This is a genomic window from Sphingobacterium sp. LZ7M1 (assembly GCF_024296865.1).
Classification (GTDB): Bacteria; Bacteroidota; Bacteroidia; order Sphingobacteriales; family Sphingobacteriaceae; genus Sphingobacterium.
Map to the genome: position 1 here is coordinate 2,505,412 of NZ_CP101134.1, position 21,105 is coordinate 2,526,516.

Here is a 21,105-nt window from a genome sequence, read left to right on the forward strand (position 1 = left end):
GTTAAATTATTAGTTCAATGATGCAATAAATCTTAATCTCAAGGCATAGCAAAGCCATGAATTAAATATTTATTATTTAAAGCCATAGAAATCCCATTTATGGAATTTCTATCTTCCTAAAAAGAAATGTAGTCTTTTAAGTTATTTTGGTTTACTAATTGGATTTAAGTACTCGTGTGTCATAAGCTGTTAGTTAAAGTTATTTAGTTTATTAAAGTTATCGGTATTTATGGCACTTTCCCTTTCAATTCACCCCCTCTGCTTAATGTTAACAAAGTGTACATCAAACACTTTTAAATTTCTGCTGTACTTTTCCTTCATATAAAAATGGAATAATACAATATTAACAGGAATTGATTTTGTTTAGAATTAAGTTTACAATTAGAACTAATTTATGAATAATTTTTAATAAACAAGACTTTTCCGCAACAATTTATTTACAATAAAAAAAGGAGGTAAAATACCTCCTTTTTATTATCATTTATTGAGAATCAATTAATAACCTAAAACATATTTTAGGCCTCCCACGAGCTGTTTTTGGAAGTTCGGTTCGTATAAAGATTCCTTCGTATGTCCTAAGCCTGTGTAAAAGACTTTTATTCCTTCAAACTTCTGGTACCAAGCTATGGGATGAAAATCACCCATTTTTCCATTTTCATAGGATTTCTCATCGATGGTCATCAAGATCTTAAGATCAGGTTTTACTTTGGAGAAGTCATACCATTCGTCCTTATGCATCCATACCTTTGGCAAATGCTTTGTAGCCAAATGTTTCCTGTTCTTTACATCAATTTTCGCTTCTTGCACAGCAGGATGGCTGGCAAAATATGCTCCTACTAAATTATTGTACCATGGCCATTCGTGTTCTGTATCTGTCGCTGCATGAACACCCATAAAACCTTTACCAGATTTCAAGAAATTCTGGAAAGCTACCTTTTGTTGCTCATCTAAGATGGTACCGGTGGTACTAAAGAACAAAACAGCATCAAAATCCTTTAATGAATCCGCTAGAAAGACATTTGCATCCTCCGTATGAAACATTCCGATGTTTTCATCCTTCAACAATTTGGTCAGGACCTTCACTCCTTCTTCAATGTTGTCATGCCTAAAACCTGCTGTCTTGGTAAAAACTAAAACTTTCTTTGGCTTTACAATTCCTGAAGCAAAAGTAAAACAGATACTTAAACAACAGACTAGGGTCAGTATGCAAATTCTTTTCATTTGATTTATTTGGTTTTTGATTGATAAAAATCTAGACTCTCAATGATGGAATCCTCTTCTACATATTTATTGAAGTCGCAATCTCCTATTTTTCTTAACAGCGCAAATCCAAGTTTATTGCCTTCATTCTTCTTATCATTCTTCATCAATGCCAATAACTCAGGATAAACTGCTGAATTTAAATTGTATTTAGGATAGATTGACAATAGGTAATTGACTATCTCATCCAATTCGGCTTTATCCAAATTGTTAACCTTATGTGAAAGATAAGCTTCACAGATCATTCCAATAGCAATTGCCTCTCCATGTAATAATGGATTTACATCAGTTACCAAGGAATATCCTTCAATAGCGTGTCCTATCGTATGTCCAAAATTCAAGATCTTCCTTAAGCCTTTTTCAGTAGGATCTTCTAGAACAACTTTATTCTTAATGACAACAGAATCGTACACCATACCTTCAGGTATAACAGGCAAACTAACTGTTTTGCAACGGCTAAATAAATCTTTATCCTGGATCAAACCATGCTTGATGACCTCAGCAAATCCCGAAAGGACCTGACGGTCATCTAATGTTTCAAGAAATTTATAGGATATAAACACAGCCTTTGGTTGGCTGAACGTACCTATTATGTTTTTTACATTATCCAAGTCTATCCCAGTCTTACCACCCACGGAGGCATCAACTTGAGAAAGCAAAGTTGTAGGAACATTTAAAAAATCAATACCTCGTTTATAGGTAGAAGCGGCAAATCCGCCCATATCGGTTACTACTCCACCGCCTAAGTTTAGCATGAGGGCTTTTCGATCGGCGCCAAAGTCCAACATGGTTTTCCAAACACCTATACAGAAGTCTATGTTCTTGTTCTCTTCTCCTGGATCTACCTCAATAATATCATAATCAACAATATCAGGTATGGCAGCCTGAATGACAGGTAAACAATGATCATTCGTGTTTCGATCTACGAGAATCAAGAGTTGCGAATAATCATGATCAATGAGAAAGGACTGCAGTTCATCTAACTCATCATCGAATACGACTTCGTATCCTAAACTATTAATCTTCTTCATATATAATTTCTACCTAAAGATAGATTTTTTTATTGAATGTAATTGGATTTTTAAAACTGTAAACAGATATTTTACAGAGCTTAAGAATTATTGAACTTTCACTTTATTCCCATCGAATTCCACGATATCTCCTACCTTAACTTTTAATCTTTTCCTGTAATCGACTTGGCCATTGTACTTTACAAGTCCTTCTTCCACCACCCATTGAGCCATGGCACCATGCTCAACCCAGTTCATGACTTTCAATAATTGGATCAATTGGATATAGTCCCCTTCTAATGTAAACGTTTGCATAAACAAAAGTAATTTTAATTGACAGGATTTACATTATAACTATGTTTTTAATTCATAAAAAAAGCCTAATTTTACCAACATCAAATTAAAGTAATATGGACATAGCTTCACCCTTAAAGCTTGACTTTAACAACACCGAAATTGCCTTTCAAGGCAAAAGCGACAAAGACCTTAACAAAGCGTATTGGTTATTTAAAATGGTCGCGAGCAATACCCTAATTAAGATAGGGACACCAATTACAAACTTTTCGTTGAATATCGGATTACCGATTCAAGGCATTATCAAAAACACTATCTACAAACAGTTCTGTGGAGGAGAAAGTATCCAAGATTGCCAAACCGCAATCCAAGACCTTGGTAAAGGTCATGTAACTACTATCCTTGACTATTCTGTGGAAGGCGAAGACTCGGAAGAAAGCTTCGATGCATGCTGCGCTGAAATCCTCAGGACCGTAGAAGCTGCTAAAGCAAACCCTCTGATCTCCTTCTGTGTGTTCAAACCTACTGGTTTGGGAAGATTTGACCTATTGGCCAAAATCGATGCTAAAGAATCACTTTCCCCTGAAGAACAAGCGGAATACAAACGCCTGATGGAGAGATGTGACCGTATCTGTAAAGCTTGTTATGATAACGACATCCGCGTGCTTATCGATGCTGAACACTCCTGGATCCAGGATACCATTGATGATATTGCTAGAGAAATGATGGAAAAATACAATTCGGAAAGCCCGATTGTATATAATACCTATCAAATGTACCGTCATGACAAATTAGCTTCCCTTAAAGCTGATTTTGCCTATGCTAAAACTCAAGGTTTCCACCTTGGTGCCAAACTTGTTCGCGGTGCCTACATGGAAATTGAAAGAGAAAGGGCAAAAGAGAACAATTACCCTTCCCCGATCCAACCTAACAAAAAAGCATCTGATACCGATTACAATGCCGCTGTGGACTTCTGTCTTGAAAACATTGATACAGTCGGCCTGATGGCAGGTACGCACAATGAGGAAAGCTGCAGGTTATTGGCTAATGAACTTGAAAAAAGAAACATCCCTCACAATCTTCCTAACGTGTTTTTCGCACAACTTTTAGGAATGTCGGACAACCTTTCTTTCAATTTGGCTGCTGCAGGTTACAATGTGGCTAAATATATGCCATACGGACCGGTAAAATCAGTAATGCCTTATCTGTTCCGTCGCGCTCAGGAAAACACCTCCGTAGGTGGACAGACTGGACGTGAGTTGAGCTTAATCATGAAAGAGCTGAAACGTCGTAAATCTGAAAAATAAGATTAACACGCATACCTTGATTCAAGGTATGACCATAAAATGATCACGAAAGTCTCCAATTCATGGAGACTTTCTTATTTTTGCGGCATGACGGAAGAAAATTATCAGAAATACCTTAAACTAAAAGAAATCGCATCCCCTTTCAAAGCATTACTGTTTGACGTCGATGGCACCCTAGCAGATAATATGCATGCCCATAAAGCTGCTTATGTAGAAACTGCCAAGGAACACGGCATTCTATTGAACCCCGATCTGATCGATGAAACGGCAGGATGGCCTACAGTGCATGTGGCAGATGAAATCTCTTCCCGTTATCAGGTTCCTTTGGATAGAATTGAATTTGCAAAACGAAAGTCTGCCATCTTTATTGAACATTTTATTCAAAAGACACAACCCGTAGAATTTGTCAGACAGGTCCTTTATGATTTTGCTGAATCAAGAAAAATTGGGATTGTTTCTGGTGGAAGCCGCTCTACCCTCAACATTACTTTGGATGTCATTAACGTAGTCGGAAGATATGAGACTTTGGTCTGTGCAGGCGACACGCCTGAAGGTAAACCTTCTCCTCAACCTTTTTTATTGGCTGCGGAACACTTAAATGTCAATCCAAGCGACTGCTTGGTCTTTGAAGACGGTGATCCTGGAGTACAAGGAGCAATTTCTGCTGGAATGGCTTGGGTCCGTATCGACCAACTGTAGCCTAGAAGTTAGTGATGATCCTTATACCACCGTTGGTATAATTCATATCTGCTCTTTTAAAACTGCCTACAGGCATTTTAAAATAAGGCTCAACCGAAAGATTGATGTTTTTGTTCATCTTCATTTCTTTACCGATGGAGAAATTGACAAAACCACCAAATCCATTGCTGCTCACGTTTTCATCCTCCGTCTTGATTGCTCTGGAAACCTGCTTAACAGCCGTTTTTACATCCGCCTCACTCTCAGGAAGACCATTGCCAAACAATTCAGTATTGGCATTCTCTACATAATGTGCATATCTGTTCTGATTGAATACAGCGGCATAAGTTATACCAGAGGAAGCATAAAACCCAGACTTAGACTTTACCCGAACATCCAAGGGAACTTCCAATGCTTGGACATTTCCCGAAATTGCATTTACATTCGGTAGAATGATGGCATTACTGCTTGCAAAATTCTGGGTCAGACCGTTAGCCGTAATTTTCTGCAAGGCATCTTTACTGGCCACAACAGGAGTTTCTGAATTCGCCACTGGATCTTTCATTTGAGAAACATCATAGCGATTGTAAGCCAATCCAGTCCTAACACTTACATTCTTATTGATATTATAGGCTAACAACATCCCGCCTCCAAAATTGAACCGTTCATTGGTGGAATTCGGAGAAACGAAAAGCCCTAAATCAAACTTCTCCCTAAAATTGAATTTCCTATTTTTTATTAAGGGCTCAGCACCATTCTTTGCCTCTTGGGCTTGATATGCCAATTCGCTATTGACATTATTTTCCCTGAAACCTCTCAGGTCGTTATCCATTTCAATCTTCGCTCTTTTATTGGATAGATTATAGGAATGAAGTGCATTAGGGATCTGGATACCGCTCGGATAGATACCATCATTTGAATAATTGGATATCAATCCCAGGTCCTGGTAACCTCTAATCTCTGCATTAGCATCCTCACCTCCCGCTTGAGCTATTAGGCCATTCCCTTGTACAGAAGTATTCAAATCAGATTGACTTGCAATTAAATTACCTTGAGAACCAATTACACTTTCATCCTGACCGCTTACAACATCCTGGTCACCGCCGTTATCTTGAAAACCGGTTTCATTGTCTACAACAGGATCTTGGTTAGCGGTAATTTGATTATCAATATTGTTAGAGGTATTTTCCGGCCAATACATAACCGTTCCAATTCCCAACAATAAAATTGCCGCAGCGCTGGCAGCCCAATAGAAAGTTTTGTTCCTTTTAACCGGGGCAGCACCATATCGACTCTGAAAATTCTCCCATGCACCTTCCTTATACGGAAGTTCCTCCATGGATTTCATCTTTTCGACGATCTGTTCGACAATATCTTTTTTATTCTTCTCTTCCATTATCTAAACGAATCAGGATTTAATATTTTCTAAATCAATTTGACTCAAATACAATTTGCGCAACTTTTGCTTCGCTCTTGTCAAATAAGTCCTGGAAGTACTCTCTGGGATTCCCAGTTCCTTCCCTATCTCCTCATGCGAATAACCTTCAATTTCATACAGGTTGAAGATCGATCGCTGAATATCTGGCAACTGCTGTATCAAGGAAAGCATATCCTCATATTCCAACCTGCTTCCATTATCTACGGAATAATGTAAGGTATCACTACTGCTCAAATCGTCCAGCATATACATCTGCTTCCGAACCCGCAGGGCATCGATCGACGTATTAACTGCGATCCTCGCTATCCAAGACTTAAAAGTCTTCTCTAAAACATTGGGATCTTCATGCAATGAAAAGGTCCCGATCTTATTGAAGGCTTTCACAAAACATTCATTGGCCAGCTCCTCAGCCTCCATTTCATGCTTCATATAGCGGATCACGATAGCCATCACATAACCATAGAATTTCTTGTATAGAAAGGATTTACTCTTCTCAGAATTAGACATAGCACATTGCTCCAAAGCTGTCCTTAGGTTCAATGCTGTACTGTTACTGAGATATTTCCTTAAAATTCCCACCTATGTCTTCTCTAATCTTCTGTAATTAAAAAAACTATAGATGAAGCTAAGCTTTATTCATACAAATCCTGCTATAAATATTCTATATTAGGATAACGATATAAAACAATTCCATGCTACAGTTGGTATAAAATAATGATAAAGGTCATTAATTCCTTGCCCATTATTTGGTAAATTTAACAAACACAAAATTAACGACTATGAGAGCCATCTTATTTCCTACAGATTTTTCCGAAATCGCCAATAATGCGTTCCTCTATGCATTACATATTGCCAAATCGATTGATGCCAAGATTTATGTGCTATACTCCTATCTAGAGCCGGTCCTTTCCGCAACGCACGGTGGACAACCGGAACTTTTAGGAGAAGTCTATCAGACCATTGAGCTCAACCAATTCGAAGTCTATAAAAAGAAAACCCAAAAACTCCGAGAGATCGCTTCCGAGATCGGGATGCAAGAAGTTGAATTAGTTTTTCTTTTTGAAGAAGGGCCGGTCGCTTCAGTGGTAAAAAGCATTGTAGAACGCGAAAAGATCCATTTGGTGGTTATGGGAACACATGGTGAATCTGGATTTCTTTCCAAATTAATCGGAACCAATACCGTAAGTGTTATCAAGTCTATCCAAAACCCAGTTCTTGCTGTCCCTCCACATGCTAAATATCAAGGTATCAAGCGCACTGTCTTCACGACTCTATTCCGTGAAAAGGACAAATCCGCGTTGAAGGAAATGCTCATCATGGCAAAAGCTGTGGATGCTAAAATCGAATGCTTACACGTGATGCACAATGATAAAGTGGCCGATGTACTATTGCAGACGGAAGCTTGGCAAAAGGAATTTCCACAAGAAAACATTAATTATGTTCTCCTGGATGAGGTTGAAAGCATAGAAAATACCATTGCAAATTATATCCTTGAAAACAATATTGATATATTTGGTGTCGTTAAGAGAAACCGAAGCTTCTTTGATCGCCTATTCAACAGCAGCATCAGCAATAACCTTGCTCTGCATTCAAAGGTGCCAATATTGGTTTTTCATGAAGAAAAATAAACATGCAGCAGGTCATTAAAAAATTAGAATCATTAAATCGTATCAACGATAAAGCAGAGAAATTCACAGAGATAACAGATGAAAACTTTGTCGAACATGGAATTCTATTCTTTATCCCACTCGAAAAATATGAAGTAAAAGTTCTGATCCCTGCACCGCACCATAAAAGCCTTTTCCAAAACGGTACACCAACCTTTAAACAGGTACTGAACCATAAAGAGGCGATGATGCTCAAATAGAAAAAAAATAGAAAAACAAAAAAGAGGGTATCAATTGATACCCTCTTTTTGAGCCTCCTATCGGAATCGAACCAATGACCTACTGATTACAAGTCAGTTGCTCTACCAGCTGAGCTAAGGAGGCATTTCCCTTAAAAGCGATGCAAATATGTGAACTTCATATCAATTTTACAAATCTTTTGAACTCCTTCATTCTTACAAAAACTCTAACTAAATGACCTACAAGCCATTATTTTCACAAAAACTAATTACTGTATGTCTTTTTGGCATATGTATTTAAACTTAACTGTCAATATTACAGTAAAATAACTAAAAACACTGTAGGCATTCCTTTTGTTAACCTAATATTACATATAGCGAAACTACATATGAACTTTAACAACTTTACAATCAAAGCCCAAGAGGCAATACAAAAAGCTTCAGAAATTGCATCTGGCCATCAGCAACAAGCGATCGAGCCAGCGCATATCATGAAAGCCTTATTATCAGTAGATGAAAATGTCATTTCCCATTTACTCAAGAAACTAAACGTCAATATCAGCTACCTGAGCCAAGAGGTCGATAAAATTATCGAATCCTACCCTAAGGTAAGCGGAAGCAATGTTTATCTAAGCAACTCCGCTACCGCTGTATTACAGAAAGCGCAGAGCTTTTTGAAGGAATTTAACGATGAGTTCGTCTCCATTGAGCATATCCTGTTAGGACTATTGCTATCCGGCGACAAGGTTGCCAGCCTATTGAAAGACCAAGGAGTCACTGAAAAAGACCTAAAAACCGCAATAAAAGAATTGAGGGGAAATTCAAGGGTAACTGACCAAAATGCCGAAGCAACCTACAATGCATTGAACAAATATGCTAGGAATCTTAATGAATATGCTGAATCTGGCAAACTCGACCCTGTAATCGGTCGCGATGAAGAAATCAGACGCGTCATGCAGATCTTATCCCGTAGGACAAAGAACAATCCGATCTTGGTTGGTGAGCCCGGAGTAGGTAAAACAGCGATTGCCGAAGGTATTGCCTACCGAATCATAAAAGGCGATGCTCCTGAAAACTTGAAGACCAAAACCGTATTCTCTTTGGATATGGGTGCATTGGTTGCCGGTGCGAAATATAAGGGTGAATTCGAAGAACGCCTAAAGGCTGTAGTTAAGGAAGTATCGGACAGCGACGGTGAAATCATCCTGTTCATTGATGAGATCCACACCTTAGTTGGTGCTGGTGGCGGTGAGGGCGCTATGGATGCTGCAAACATCCTGAAACCTGCATTGGCGCGTGGTGAGTTGAGGACAATCGGTGCAACGACACTAAACGAGTATCAAAAGTATTTCGAAAAGGACAAAGCCTTAGAGCGTAGGTTCCAGAAAGTGATGGTGGAAGAACCAGATACCCAAGATGCAATCTCTATCCTACGTGGTATCAAGGAACGTTACGAAACCCACCACAAAGTTAGGATCCTGGATGAGGCTATCATTTCGGCTGTAGAACTCTCACAAAGATACATTACGGACCGTTTCTTACCAGACAAGGCCATTGACCTAGTCGATGAGGCAGCGTCCAAATTGAGGCTCGAAATGGACTCAGTTCCGGTTGTGGTCGATGAACTGGAACGAAGGATCATGCAATTGGAAATTGAAAGAGAAGCGATCAAGCGTGAAAAAGACGAGAAGAAAATCTCTGAACTTTCAGAAACCATCGCCAACCTTTCCAATGAACGAGATTCATTAAGGGCTAAGTGGCAATCTGAAAAGACCTTGGTGGACCAGGTCAACGCGGAGGCTCAAAACATAGAAAACTACAAACTGGAAGCTGAACAGGCTGAACGTGCGGGCGACTACGGAAAGGTTGCAGAATTAAGGTACGGTAAGATCAAGGAAGCTCAGGACAAAGTGGATGCTTTGAAAAAAGAACTTTCAGAGAAACAAGACAGCAGCCGTATGCTTAAGGAAGAAGTAACTTCCGAAGATATCGCTGATGTGGTTTCAAAATGGACCGGTATCCCTGTCAGTAAAATGATTCAATCCGAAAGGGAAAAACTATTGAACCTGGAAGAAGAATTACATAAGCGTGTCGCAGGACAAGATGAGGCTATTGAAGCTATTGCTGATGCGATCCGTAGATCAAGGGCCGGATTGAGTGATGCTAAACGCCCAATCGGTTCCTTTATTTTCCTTGGTACAACAGGGGTCGGTAAAACCGAACTTGCAAAAGCCTTGGCAGAATATCTGTTCGATGACGAACAGGCCATGATCCGGATCGATATGTCGGAGTACCAAGAAAGACATGCCGTATCGCGTTTGATCGGAGCGCCTCCAGGATACGTGGGTTATGACGAAGGCGGACAGTTAACCGAAGCCGTACGTCGTAGACCATACTCAGTGGTGCTATTAGATGAAATCGAAAAAGCACACCCGGATGTATTCAATATCCTATTACAAGTATTGGATGATGGCCATTTGACAGACAACAAAGGCCGTGTAGTAAACTTTAAGAACACCATCATCATCATGACCTCCAATACCGGTTCTCATATTATCCAAGAGAATTTCTCTAAATTGAATGATGAGAACAGAGGAGAAGTCGTAGCGAAAACAAAGGATGAAGTCCTTGATCTATTGCAAAAATCTATCCGTCCAGAGTTCTTGAACCGTATTGATGAGGTGATCATGTTTACTCCGCTGTCCAGAACAGAAATTGGTGATATCGTTAGGATGCAATTTAACAGGGTTGAAAAACAACTTGCTGAACAAAACATCTTCCTAACAGCTTCTGACGAAGCCCTAGATTGGTTAGCACAATTAGGATACGACCCTGTCTATGGTGCAAGACCATTGAAACGTGTCATCCAAAAAAGAATCCTCAACGAACTCTCTAAAGAGATACTATCAGGAAAAATATCCAGAGATTCCGTAATCAAACTGGATGCATTTGATGGAAAATTCGTCTTCCTCAACAAGAATGAGGAATAAATAAAAAGAACTCCTGAACTGATTTAGCTCAGGAGTTCTTTTTTATTTAGATATGAGTATTGAGATATGAGTATTTAGATATGAGTATTTAGATATGAGTATTTAGATATGAGTATTGAGATATCAAACGTGCCACAATTTCTAAATCTCTCGTTTAATAACTAAAAATCCCTTTCTACTATCTCACATCTCAAATCTCACATCTCAAATCCCATCAGAAAACACAAACCTGATTTCATCTCTAAGATTATATTTCGAAGCCATTACTTCGCCATAAGCACCTGCAGTACGGATAGCGATCAGATCTCCACGTTCTGAAACAGGAAGTGTTACTTCTTTTCCAAAACAATCTGAGCTCTCACAGATTGGCCCAACCACATCGTAGTTCAATTTTTCAATACCCTCGTTTTTGCCTAATTTTTCGATTTTATGGAATGCCTGGTACAATGCTGGACGCATAAGCTCGGTCATACCTGCATCAAGGATCAAAAAGTTTTTCTTAACCCCGCTTTTAGTGTACAATACCCTGCTCAACAAAGTTCCTGCTTGTGCTACCAAAGCACGGCCCAGTTCAAAATGCACCTCTTGTTGCGGAGTTCTTTCCAGAAACTTATCGAATACATCAAAATAAGCTTCAAAGTCAGCAAAAGGATGGGCATCTGGTTCATGATAATCCACGCCTAGCCCACCACCTACGTTCAATACTTTAATGGTAGTTCCGCGCTCTTCAAACCAATTCTTCCACTCATTTACCTTTACACAAAGACTCTTGAACACATTGATATCGGTAATCTGCGAACCTACATGGAAATGCAGACCCAACAGATCAATATGATCACATTCCCTTAATACGGAAGCCGCCTTTTCCAATTCAGAATTGGGCACACCAAATTTATTTTCATCTAAACCGGTGGTGATATAATGGTGCGTATGGGCATCTACATTCGGATTAATGCGCAACGAAACTTGAGCCTTAACGTTCTGTTTAGCCGCCAATTCATTGATTACCAATAGCTCTTGGATAGATTCCACATTAAAAGCAAAAATATGATGCCTTAATGCCAAATTAATCTCCTTGTCGGATTTTCCAACACCAGCGAAGGTAATCTGATTGGCAGGAAAACCAGAATCAATTGATTTTTGAACCTCATTTCCACTTACACAATCCGCACCAAAGCCTTTAGATTGGATTAAATCTAAAATCCTGTCATTAAAGTTAGCTTTTAGTGCATAATGAACATGAAATCCTCTTTTATCAGCTGCCGCCTTGGCCCTGTCCAATGTTTCATTCAACAGGTCCAGATCATAGTAATAAAATGGAGTTTCAAATTCGTTTAAACGTCCTAAATCAATTTGATTGATGTTCATTCTCTTTAAAAAATTCTATTATGTAACGACCTTAATGCTTCTACCTTGTGCTCAGAATCCAAAAGCATGGAGACATTGTAATCTGAACCTCCATAAGAAACCATGCGCAATGGCAAATGTTTCACTGCATCTAAAACTCGCGCAGCATAACCATGTGTATTAGCTCCAAAATCACCCACCACACAGATGATCGTTTGATTTCTATCGACACTTACATTTCCAAAATCTTCCACTTCACGGATGATATCATCTAAATTTTTGGTATCATCAATTGTCAAGGATACAGCCACCTCTGAAGTGGTAATCATATCGATTGGCGTTTTATAACGTTCAAAAATTTCAAAGATCTTTCTCAGGAAACCATATGCTAACAACATTCTTGATGAATGGATATGGATTGCCGTAATATCATCTTTCGCTGCAACCGCACGGATCGACCCTTTCTGTCCACCGTTTTTAGAAATAAAGGTTCCAAAAGCTTGGGGGTCCATCGTGTTCAACAATCGAACTGGCACATTATACCGTTGCGCTGGAAACACACTCTGCGGATGTAAGATCTTAGCACCAAAATAGGCCAGCTCGGCAGCTTCGTCAAAACTCAGTTCTGCAATCGGCGTAGTGCCCTTTACAATTCTAGGATCATTGTTATGCATACCATCGATATCCGTCCAGATCTGGATTTCATCGGCTTGTATGGCAGCACCGATCAATGATGCGGTATAATCTGATCCACCACGACGTAAATTATCGATTTCACCAAAGGAATTTCTACAGATATATCCTTGCGTGATAAATAAGCTATTATCAGGATGCTCAGCCAAAATCGCTTCCAATTTCTCTTTGATGAATGGAACCATTGGCTCATTGTCCTCGTCGATTTTCATAAAATCAAGAGCCGGAAGCAATACGGATTTTATGCCTTTTTCACTCAGGTAAAGATGCCACAATGTAGTGGACATCAATTCACCCTGTGCCAGGATGATCTTTTCTTCCGTAGGTGTAAAAAGATCGTTCGACAAAGATGCAATTAAGTTAAAATGATAATCTATCAATTCCTTACCCTGCTTATATCCGTTCTCAGTGCTGAAGAGTTCCTTGATTAAAGCTTCGTACTTGTTCTTGTGTTCCTTGATCAATTCCTTGGCTTCATCCTTCTTACCATTCAAGTAAGCTTTAGAGATTTCAACCAATGCATTTGTCGTTCCAGCCACTGCTGAAAGCACCACAATCTGACGCTCTGCGGGATTAACGATATCCAATAAACTCTGGATACGTTCAGCACTCCCTACGGATGTTCCACCGAATTTTAGAATTTTCATATCTATTTTAAACTATTTGTTTTTACGAGGTTGTGAATATAAGTCTTTTGACAAAAAAAAGCGGCACAAATGCAAATAAAAGCTTTTGTGCCGCATATAATTTAATGCGGAAGAACTACTTCTTCAAGTTATCGATCAATAACTGGGCTAGTTCCTCTCCGATTCGTTCTTGCGCCTCATTGGTTGCAGCACCAATATGGGGAGTCAAGGAAACCTTAGGATGATTCAATATTTCCGCTCTTGGAGTCGGTTCATTATCAAACACATCAAGCGCAGCAAAAGCAACTTTACCAGAATTCAACGCTTCCACCAAAGCTAACTCTTCAATAACGCCTCCTCTGGAAGCATTTACCAAGCCAACACCATCTTTCAATAATGCAAACTCTTCTTTACCGATAACAGGCTTGTCTGTGAATGGAACGTGCAGGGAAATAAAGTCTGATTTCTTGAAGATGGTATCGATATCAACCTGCTCAACAGGGACATTGACACTTACATCTCCAGCAAAGTTTAAAGTCAGAGAATTTGGTCCTTCAAACAAATCTGAATAGATCACCGTCATTCCCAATCCTAAACCGATCTTAGCAGTTTCACGACCGATACGGCCAAAACCAACAACACCCAATACTTTTCCTTGCAATTCAGAACCTGCAGCATATGCTTTTTTCAATCCAGCAAAATTGCTGTTTCCTTCTACAGGCATTTTACGGTTAGAATCGTATAGGAACCTAACACCATTCAATAGATGTGCAAATACCAATTCAGCAACTGAATGTGAAGATGCCGCTGGCGTATTCACTACAGCGATACCTTTTGAAAGTGCGTAATCCACATCAATATTGTCCATACCAACCCCACCTCTACCAATAACCTTGATATTCGGGCAAGCATCGATCAATGGCTGACGTAATTTCGTAGCACTACGTACCGTAACGGCATCGTATTCATTCAATCTATTGATCAATTCATCTTGAGGAATATGGTTTGTATCCACTACAAAGCCCGCATCCTCTAAAATTTTTTTACCGATAGGATCAATCCCATCGTTAGCTAAAATTTTCATAGTAATTATTTCTTCTTTTCTTCAAATTCTCTCATCGTATCCACTAATGCATTAATTGAACTGATGCTCAATGCATTGTAGATCGATGCTCTAAATCCACCAACAGAACGGTGACCTTTGATACCGATTAAATTGCGCTCCTTAGCTAAGGCCAAAAATTCTGCTTCTAACTCAGGCGTATCCATCACGAAAGTCACGTTCATTCTAGAGCGATCTTCCACGGCTGCCGTTCCTTTGAAGAATGGGTTGCGGTCAATCTCATCGTATAAAGTACGTGCCTTGATGATGTTCTCTTGTTCAATTACCGAAATTCCACCTTTAGCTTTCAACCAACGTAGGTTCAACATGGAAACATAGATGGAGAATACTGGCGGCGTATTGTACATAGAACCCGCTTTGGCATGTGCTTCATAATCAAAGATCGTTGGAATGGTACGACCAGACTTAGCAAACAGATCATCTTTGATGATTACCAACGTAACACCTGCAGGACCCATATTCTTTTGGGCACCAGCATAGATCAAACCAAACTCAGACACATTGATTGTTCTACTCAAAATATCAGAAGACATATCAACAACGGTTGTTACCGATGTGCTAGGTTTTTCAAATACTTCTGTTCCGTAGATGGTATTATTTGAAGTGTAATGGAAATATGCAGCATCCGATGGCACTACAAAATCCTTTGGAATATAGTTGTAATTTTTGTCACTCGACGAAGCAACGATTTCCACCTGTCCTACTTTTTTAGCTTCTTTGGCAGCTTTTGTTGCCCAAACACCTGTATCTAGGTATGAAGCCTTGCCATTTTCAGGCAATAAGTTCATAGGAACCATGGCAAATTGCTGACTCGCACCCCCTTGAAGGAATAAAATGGAATATCCAGCAGGAACTTCCAGTAATTCACGGACCAATTTCTCAGTCTCGATTACGACTTCCTCAAACTCTTTGGAACGGTGCGAAATTTCCAAGATTGATAAACCTGTACCATTAAAATCAATTACCGCTCTTGAAGCTTCTTCAAAAACCTCTTTTGGTAAAATACATGGGCCTGCACCGAAATTATGTTTCATTAGACTTGTATAATTTGTTAAAAATTAGGAGGTTAACGATTAAACAATCGTTTGACCTTAATTTGAATGCCCAAAGGTAAAATATTTTTAAAAATTTTTAAAACAAAATCCATATTTGTTTAAAATATCTTAAATTAAAAAGACATTTGGTATCATTCTCTCATTGAACAAATATACCTGTTTAAACAAATAACTTTATGAAAAATATTAACAAATCGCCTCCATTGTGGATATCTTTAATGATGAAATCCGTACCAAAAACCTAAAAAAATGTGTATCTTCGCCTGTTACGTGTCTTTTATAGATATAACACTTATTATATTGATTGAAACCAAAATATAATGGCTGAAGAAACAGAAAACGAAAACAATTTAGTTCCTGCTGAAAACAGGATCATCCCCATCAATATCGAAGACCAAATGAAATCTGCCTACATCGATTATTCGATGTCGGTAATCGTTTCGCGTGCATTGCCTGATGCCCGTGATGGTCTGAAACCAGTACACCGTCGTGTATTGTATGGTATGCTAGACCTTGGGGTAACGAGTGGTAAACCTTATAAAAAATCTGCTCGTATTGTTGGAGATGTACTCGGTAAGTACCACCCACACGGTGACTTATCCGTTTATGACACCATGGTCCGTATGGCCCAGAACTGGTCCATGCGCTATCCCCTAGTCGATGGACAGGGTAACTACGGTTCGATTGACGGTGACCCACCAGCAGCGATGCGTTATACAGAGGCTCGCTTAAGGAAGATTACCGAAGAAATGTTGGCGGACATTAACAAAGACACCGTTGATTTCCAGTTAAACTTTGATGACTCCCTTGAAGAACCTACCGTTCTTCCTACCCGAATCCCTAACCTTCTTGTTAATGGTGCTTCTGGTATCGCTGTAGGTATGGCAACCAACATGGCTCCGCACAACTTGAGCGAAGTTATCGATGGTACCATTGCTTATATCGATAATAGAGATATTGAAATCTCTGAATTGATGACCCATGTCAAAGGACCAGACTTCCCTACCGGTGGTTTGATCTATGGCTACAATGGAGTAAAAGAAGCTTTCGAAACAGGTCGTGGCCGTATCGTGATGCGTGCTAAGGCTGAAATCGAAACCACAAAGACAGGTAAAGAAATCATCATCGTAACAGAAATCCCTTACCAAGTCAACAAATCGGATATGATCAAAAGAACAGCCGATTTGGTACAGGAGAAAAAAATCGAAGGTATCTCGGAAATCAGGGATGAATCCTCTAAAGATATCCGCGTTATCTATGAAATAAAACGTGATGCGAATGCCAATGTGGTTCTAAACAACCTATATAAGCATACCGCTTTGCAAACCTCTTTTTCGGTTAACAACATTGCCTTAGTAAAAGGTAGACCACAAATGTTGAACTTAAAGGATATGATCCATGAGTTCGTTGAACATAGACATGATGTGGTTATCCGTAGGACTAAGTTTGAATTAGCTGAAGCTGAAAAAAGAGCCCATATCCTTGAAGGTTACCTAATTGCTCTAGATCACCTAGACGAGGTAATCAAATTGATCCGTAATTCAGATACACCAGAAGATGCACGTGTTGGATTGATGGAGCGTTTTGCGCTTTCTGATATCCAAGCTAGAGCCATTTTGGACATGACCTTAAGAAGGTTGACAGGACTGGAACGCGACAAGATCAAGGAAGAATATGCTGAGTTGATGAAAACCATCGAATACTTGAAAGAAGTACTTGCTGATGAATCCCTTCGCTTCAAGATCATTAAAGATGAACTGATTGAAGTGAAAGAAAAATATGGCGACGAAAGACGTTCTCATATAGTTCATTCTGCAGAAGATCTTCGTATGGAAGATTTCATCGATGATGAAGAGGTAGTAATCACAATCTCCCACAACAGTTACGTAAAACGTACTCCATTAACCGAGTACCGTGTACAAGGTCGCGGTGGTAAGGGAGCTATTGGCTCTACAACCCGCGATGAAGACTTTACGGAACATATCATTACAGCATCTGCACATAACTACCTATTGTTATTTACGGAAGCAGGTAGATGTTTCTGGTTAAGGGCATTCGAAATTCCTGAAGGAAGCCGTACTTCTAAAGGTCGTGCCCTTCAGAATATCATCAATATTCCAAAAGATGAGAAGATCAAGGCCTATATTAAGGTAACCAACCTGAAGGACCAAGAATACCTTGAGAACAACTTTATCATCATGTGTACTAAGAAAGGTACCATCAAGAAAACTTCACTTGAAGCTTACTCAAGACCAAGGGCAAATGGTATCAATGCGATCAACATCAATGATGGTGACCAATTATTGGAAGCAACATTGACCAATGGTACGAGCGAAATCGTCATGGCTCTTCGTTCTGGTCGTGCGATCCGATTCAATGAATCGACCGTAAGACCGATGGGTAGGACAGCTACAGGTGTTCGTGGTATTACCTTAGCGCATGAAAAAGATGAGGTAGTTGGCATGATTAGTGTTAATAATCAAGAAACCACTGTACTGGTAGTTTCAGAGAAAGGATACGGTAAACGTACCGATATCGATGATTATAGAATTACCAATCGTGGTGGTAAAGGTGTAAAAACAATCAACGTTACGGACAAAACAGGTGAATTGGTTGCTATTAAAGGTGTTACTGATGAGAACGATTTGATGATCATCAATAAATCTGGAATTGTAATCCGTATCGGAGTTGAAAGCTTACGTGTAATGGGTCGTGCTACCCAAGGTGTGAAATTGATCACTTTGAAAGACAACGACGAAATTGCATCAGTGACCAAAGTTGAAAGACAAGAGGAAGAAGAGGAATTTGACGTTGAAGGTGCTGAAGGAGCAGAAAACTCAACAGACAATGAATCAGCTAACACGGAGAATGAAGAACAAGAATAGATATATTTCAAGTGCTTTAGGAGCTATATTACTATTGGGTGCCAATAGTGCTTTCGGACAATCGGCTTATAAAGAAGCCAGCAATGCCTTTGCATTATACACCCAAACTGGTAACATCGCCAACCTTGATAATGCCAGGAAACAAATCGACAATATCTACAAGACAAGACGCGACTCTTCCAAAACGCGCGTGAATGTCTTAAGAGCCATGGTTTTGAGTTCAATTGCTTATGCAGATTCTGCAAGGACCATTAAGTTGAATGCTGACCCTATCGATCTGACTTATCAGACGATGGATAAGATCGATAAGAAAGACAGACCGGGATACTCTGGAGAAATAAGCTATGTCAACCAAAATTTGGCTGCTGCACTGATTTATCGCGCAAACAAATCACTAGAAAACAAAAAGTTTGACGAAGCATTTGCAGATTTCAGCAAGGTTGATGCCTTAGATGCCAAAAGTGGAGATGTAACCTACAATTTAGCACTTTTAGCCAGCAAAGCAGGTAAACCGGAGGAAGCCATCAAGTATTATGGAAAGATCCATGAAGCTGGTAACATGACTCCAAACCAGTATATCGAATTGGCCAATCTATACGACCAACTGGATGAGAAGCAACAAGCGCTCTCAACCTTGGAAGAAGGAAGGACCAAATATGCTGATGACAAAGCTTTGCTGTTCTTGCTGATCGATAAATATGCAAAAAGTGATGCATATGATGCCATCGTTCCTATTATTGAACAGGCCATCAAACTCGAGCCGGAAAATATAGAATTAAATTACTTGGCAGGATATGCAAATGAAAATGCCAATAATTTAGAGATAGCTAAGACATATTATGAGAAAGTACTTGAATTGGACCCAAATAACTATGAGTCTAATCTAGCCCTAGGTCTAATCAACTTGAATACTTTCTTGAAGGATAATGAAAATCAAGAAGCACAATATAATGCCCAAAATTATTTGCTAAAAGCAAATGAAATTAAGCCTTATGAAATAAATGCTTTGAAATCCTTAGCTTTATTCTATCAAAAGACTGAAGACGAAGCTCAATTAGACCGAGTGAATCTTTTGTTAAACCAACTTACAAATTAAACAAACAATAAATAGATATGAATTTAAGAAAATCGATATTATTTGTAGGATTGCTTTTTGCAACCAGTTCCACTGCCCTTTTCGCACAGTCGGGCAATGTGAAAAAAGCAAAAGCTGCAATTGTAAAGTTTGAAGAACTTAAGGGAGCAGGTTCTGCTGAATTAGGTAAATCAAACCTTACTGCTGCAAAAGAAGCAATCGATGCTGCAGTAGTACATGACAAAACGAAAGATGATCCAGAAGCATGGACATATTATGCCCTAGTTTACTCAAACTTAGCTAGCTTAGACAAGAATGCAGAAGACGCTGCCAAAGCGCAAGACGCAATCAAAAAAGCTACTGAACTTGACAAAGACAAAAAACACGCTGAAAACATCACTGTTGCGGGTCAGACTTTAGGTCAATACAAATTCAACCAAGGTGTTGCAGCTTGGGATAAACAAGATTATAAAACAGCTTATTCAGACTTTAGCGACGCTTTAGTTTACCTTCCTGGTGATACTACCCTTACCTTCTATTCCGGTCTAGCGGCAGTTCAGAACAAGGAATACGACAAGGCCATCGAAAAATACAAAGAGCTAGTTCCGGTTAAGGAATACTCTAGCCATAAAACAATTATGGTGGACCTTCCTAAACTATACCTTCAAAAAGGTGATACTACATCAGCAATCGCTGCTGCTGCTGAAGCAGTAACGGCTTATCCTAATGATAACGATGCTGTTGTTCAGAACATCGAATTGAACCTGATCACTGGAAATGAAGCTAAGATTGTATCTGATATCGAGTCTCAATTATCAAAAGACCCACAGAACAAAAGCCTTCACTACTACCTAGGTCTTGCTTATGGTGCTGCAGGAGATCCTGAAAAAGCATTAGCTTCTTACCAAAAAGCAATCGAGATCGACCCTAACTACCTGGAAGCAAACACCAATGCTGCCGTAGTTATCATGAATGGTGGTCGTGATGAATTGATGAAGTTAAACGAAGACAAATCAGTTCCTGCCGCTGAATACAACAAAAAAGTAGAAGCTATCAAAGGTAAAATCGCAAGAGCGGTTCCTTACTTGGAAAAAGCTGTTGAACTTGACGCTAAAAACGTAGATGCTTTAAGAAACCTTAAAAACTACTATGATTTTATGAACGACGAAGCAAAATCTGCCGAATTGCAAGCTAAAATCGAAGCGCTAAACTAAGTTTGGCATACAACATAATAAAAGGGATGATCAGATGGTCATCCCTTTTTTTCGGTTTGAACCAGGATGAAAGGGATGAGAGGATGGCCCAATATCGCTATGGGAACTCTACAATACTGTAGAGGCGTAAATGCATACGCACGCAGACATTTAAACCAGGAAGGAAAGTCTAAGATACTGTAGAAGTAAAATCCCAGAGGGGCTGACATCTTTGTAAAATCTAGATATTTAAAATGGCCAACCCACAGCGTGGATGGAATGTTT

The 21,105-nt window shown here is 39.3% G+C and carries 17 protein-coding genes and 1 tRNA gene; 8 read left to right on the forward strand and 10 right to left on the reverse strand.

Translation table 11 applies throughout. From position 1 onward, the window contains the following. Positions 1 to 495: 495 nt before the first annotated feature. The 3 genes from NMK93_RS10875 to NMK93_RS10885 all read right to left on the reverse strand — a co-directional run bounded on the left by NMK93_RS10875 (position 496) and on the right by NMK93_RS10885 (position 2,585). The gene (locus tag NMK93_RS10875) at positions 496 to 1,221 is read right to left on the reverse strand and encodes a ThuA domain-containing protein (RefSeq protein WP_254527251.1); all 726 of its coding nucleotides are present in this window, start codon (positions 1,219 to 1,221) and stop codon (positions 496 to 498) included. 5 nt (positions 1,222 to 1,226) lie between these two features. Beyond that, positions 1,227 to 2,291 (reverse strand): 3-dehydroquinate synthase, encoded by a 1,065-nt coding sequence (gene aroB, locus NMK93_RS10880; RefSeq protein WP_254527252.1) that lies wholly within the window; start codon positions 2,289 to 2,291, stop codon positions 1,227 to 1,229. A gap of 87 nt (positions 2,292 to 2,378) precedes the next feature. Beyond that, a complete protein-coding gene (locus NMK93_RS10885) occupies positions 2,379 to 2,585 on the reverse strand; it encodes an RNA-binding S4 domain-containing protein (protein ID WP_093096688.1) in 207 nt (68 codons plus the stop codon). Between the two features lie 95 nt (positions 2,586 to 2,680). On the opposite strand from NMK93_RS10885, the gene NMK93_RS10890 reads away from it, so the two are divergent. Next, on the forward strand, positions 2,681 to 3,871 hold the full coding sequence (locus NMK93_RS10890; protein ID WP_254527253.1) for a proline dehydrogenase family protein: 1,191 nt from the start codon (positions 2,681 to 2,683) through the stop codon (positions 3,869 to 3,871). Between the two features lie 87 nt (positions 3,872 to 3,958). Further along, positions 3,959 to 4,570, forward strand: coding sequence for an HAD family phosphatase (locus NMK93_RS10895; protein WP_254527254.1), 612 nt, complete (start codon positions 3,959 to 3,961; stop codon positions 4,568 to 4,570). Position 4,571: 1 nt separating this feature from the next. On the opposite strand, the gene NMK93_RS10900 is transcribed toward NMK93_RS10895, so the two are convergent. Together NMK93_RS10900 and NMK93_RS10905 are read right to left on the reverse strand one after the other, a co-directional pair. Beyond that, the gene (locus NMK93_RS10900) at positions 4,572 to 5,945 is read right to left on the reverse strand and encodes a hypothetical protein (RefSeq protein WP_254527255.1); all 1,374 of its coding nucleotides are present in this window, start codon (positions 5,943 to 5,945) and stop codon (positions 4,572 to 4,574) included. A gap of 12 nt (positions 5,946 to 5,957) precedes the next feature. Continuing rightward, a complete protein-coding gene (locus NMK93_RS10905) occupies positions 5,958 to 6,566 on the reverse strand; it encodes an RNA polymerase sigma factor (protein ID WP_254527256.1) in 609 nt (202 codons plus the stop codon). 200 nt (positions 6,567 to 6,766) lie between these two features. Between NMK93_RS10905 and NMK93_RS10910 the strand changes: the two genes are divergently transcribed. After that, the gene (locus NMK93_RS10910; RefSeq protein WP_254527257.1) at positions 6,767 to 7,615 is read left to right on the forward strand and encodes a universal stress protein; all 849 of its coding nucleotides are present in this window, start codon (positions 6,767 to 6,769) and stop codon (positions 7,613 to 7,615) included. Between the two features lie 2 nt (positions 7,616 to 7,617). Then, positions 7,618 to 7,854, forward strand: a complete 237-nt coding sequence (locus tag NMK93_RS10915) for a hypothetical protein (protein WP_185212207.1) — start codon at positions 7,618 to 7,620, stop codon at positions 7,852 to 7,854. Positions 7,855 to 7,905: 51 nt separating this feature from the next. Here the strand turns inward: NMK93_RS10915 and NMK93_RS10920 are convergent. Continuing rightward, positions 7,906 to 7,978 (reverse strand) — tRNA-Thr (locus NMK93_RS10920). Positions 7,979 to 8,222: 244 nt separating this feature from the next. Here NMK93_RS10920 and clpB point away from each other — a divergent pair. Continuing rightward, entirely contained in the window at positions 8,223 to 10,823 is a 2,601-nt protein-coding gene (clpB, locus tag NMK93_RS10925) for an ATP-dependent chaperone ClpB (protein ID WP_254527258.1), read from the forward strand. 204 nt (positions 10,824 to 11,027) lie between these two features. On the opposite strand, the gene lysA is transcribed toward clpB, so the two are convergent. The 4 genes from lysA to serC all read right to left on the reverse strand — a co-directional run bounded on the left by lysA (position 11,028) and on the right by serC (position 15,646). Further along, on the reverse strand, positions 11,028 to 12,191 hold the full coding sequence (gene lysA, locus NMK93_RS10930) for a diaminopimelate decarboxylase (RefSeq protein WP_254527259.1): 1,164 nt from the start codon (positions 12,189 to 12,191) through the stop codon (positions 11,028 to 11,030). 5 nt (positions 12,192 to 12,196) lie between these two features. Continuing rightward, positions 12,197 to 13,510 (reverse strand): aspartate kinase, encoded by a 1,314-nt coding sequence (locus NMK93_RS10935; protein WP_254527260.1) that lies wholly within the window; start codon positions 13,508 to 13,510, stop codon positions 12,197 to 12,199. Between the two features lie 115 nt (positions 13,511 to 13,625). Beyond that, positions 13,626 to 14,573 (reverse strand): D-2-hydroxyacid dehydrogenase, encoded by a 948-nt coding sequence (locus NMK93_RS10940; protein WP_254527261.1) that lies wholly within the window; start codon positions 14,571 to 14,573, stop codon positions 13,626 to 13,628. A gap of 5 nt (positions 14,574 to 14,578) precedes the next feature. Beyond that, complete coding sequence (serC, locus tag NMK93_RS10945; RefSeq protein WP_185212212.1) at positions 14,579 to 15,646, reverse strand: 3-phosphoserine/phosphohydroxythreonine transaminase; 1,068 nt, start codon at positions 15,644 to 15,646, stop codon at positions 14,579 to 14,581. Positions 15,647 to 15,987: 341 nt separating this feature from the next. Between serC and gyrA the strand changes: the two genes are divergently transcribed. Genes gyrA through NMK93_RS10960 form a run of 3 tightly spaced genes read left to right on the forward strand, consistent with a single transcriptional unit; the run spans position 15,988 to position 20,841 of the window. Next, entirely contained in the window at positions 15,988 to 18,552 is a 2,565-nt protein-coding gene (gene gyrA / locus NMK93_RS10950) for a DNA gyrase subunit A (protein ID WP_254527262.1), read from the forward strand. Then, complete coding sequence (locus tag NMK93_RS10955) at positions 18,536 to 19,648, forward strand: lipopolysaccharide assembly protein LapB (RefSeq protein ID WP_185216393.1); 1,113 nt, start codon at positions 18,536 to 18,538, stop codon at positions 19,646 to 19,648. Before gyrA ends, NMK93_RS10955 begins: the two co-directional genes overlap by 17 nt. 17 nt (positions 19,649 to 19,665) lie before the next feature. Further along, positions 19,666 to 20,841, forward strand: a complete 1,176-nt coding sequence (locus tag NMK93_RS10960; RefSeq protein ID WP_254527263.1) for a tetratricopeptide repeat protein — start codon at positions 19,666 to 19,668, stop codon at positions 20,839 to 20,841. Positions 20,842 to 21,105 lie beyond the last annotated feature (264 nt).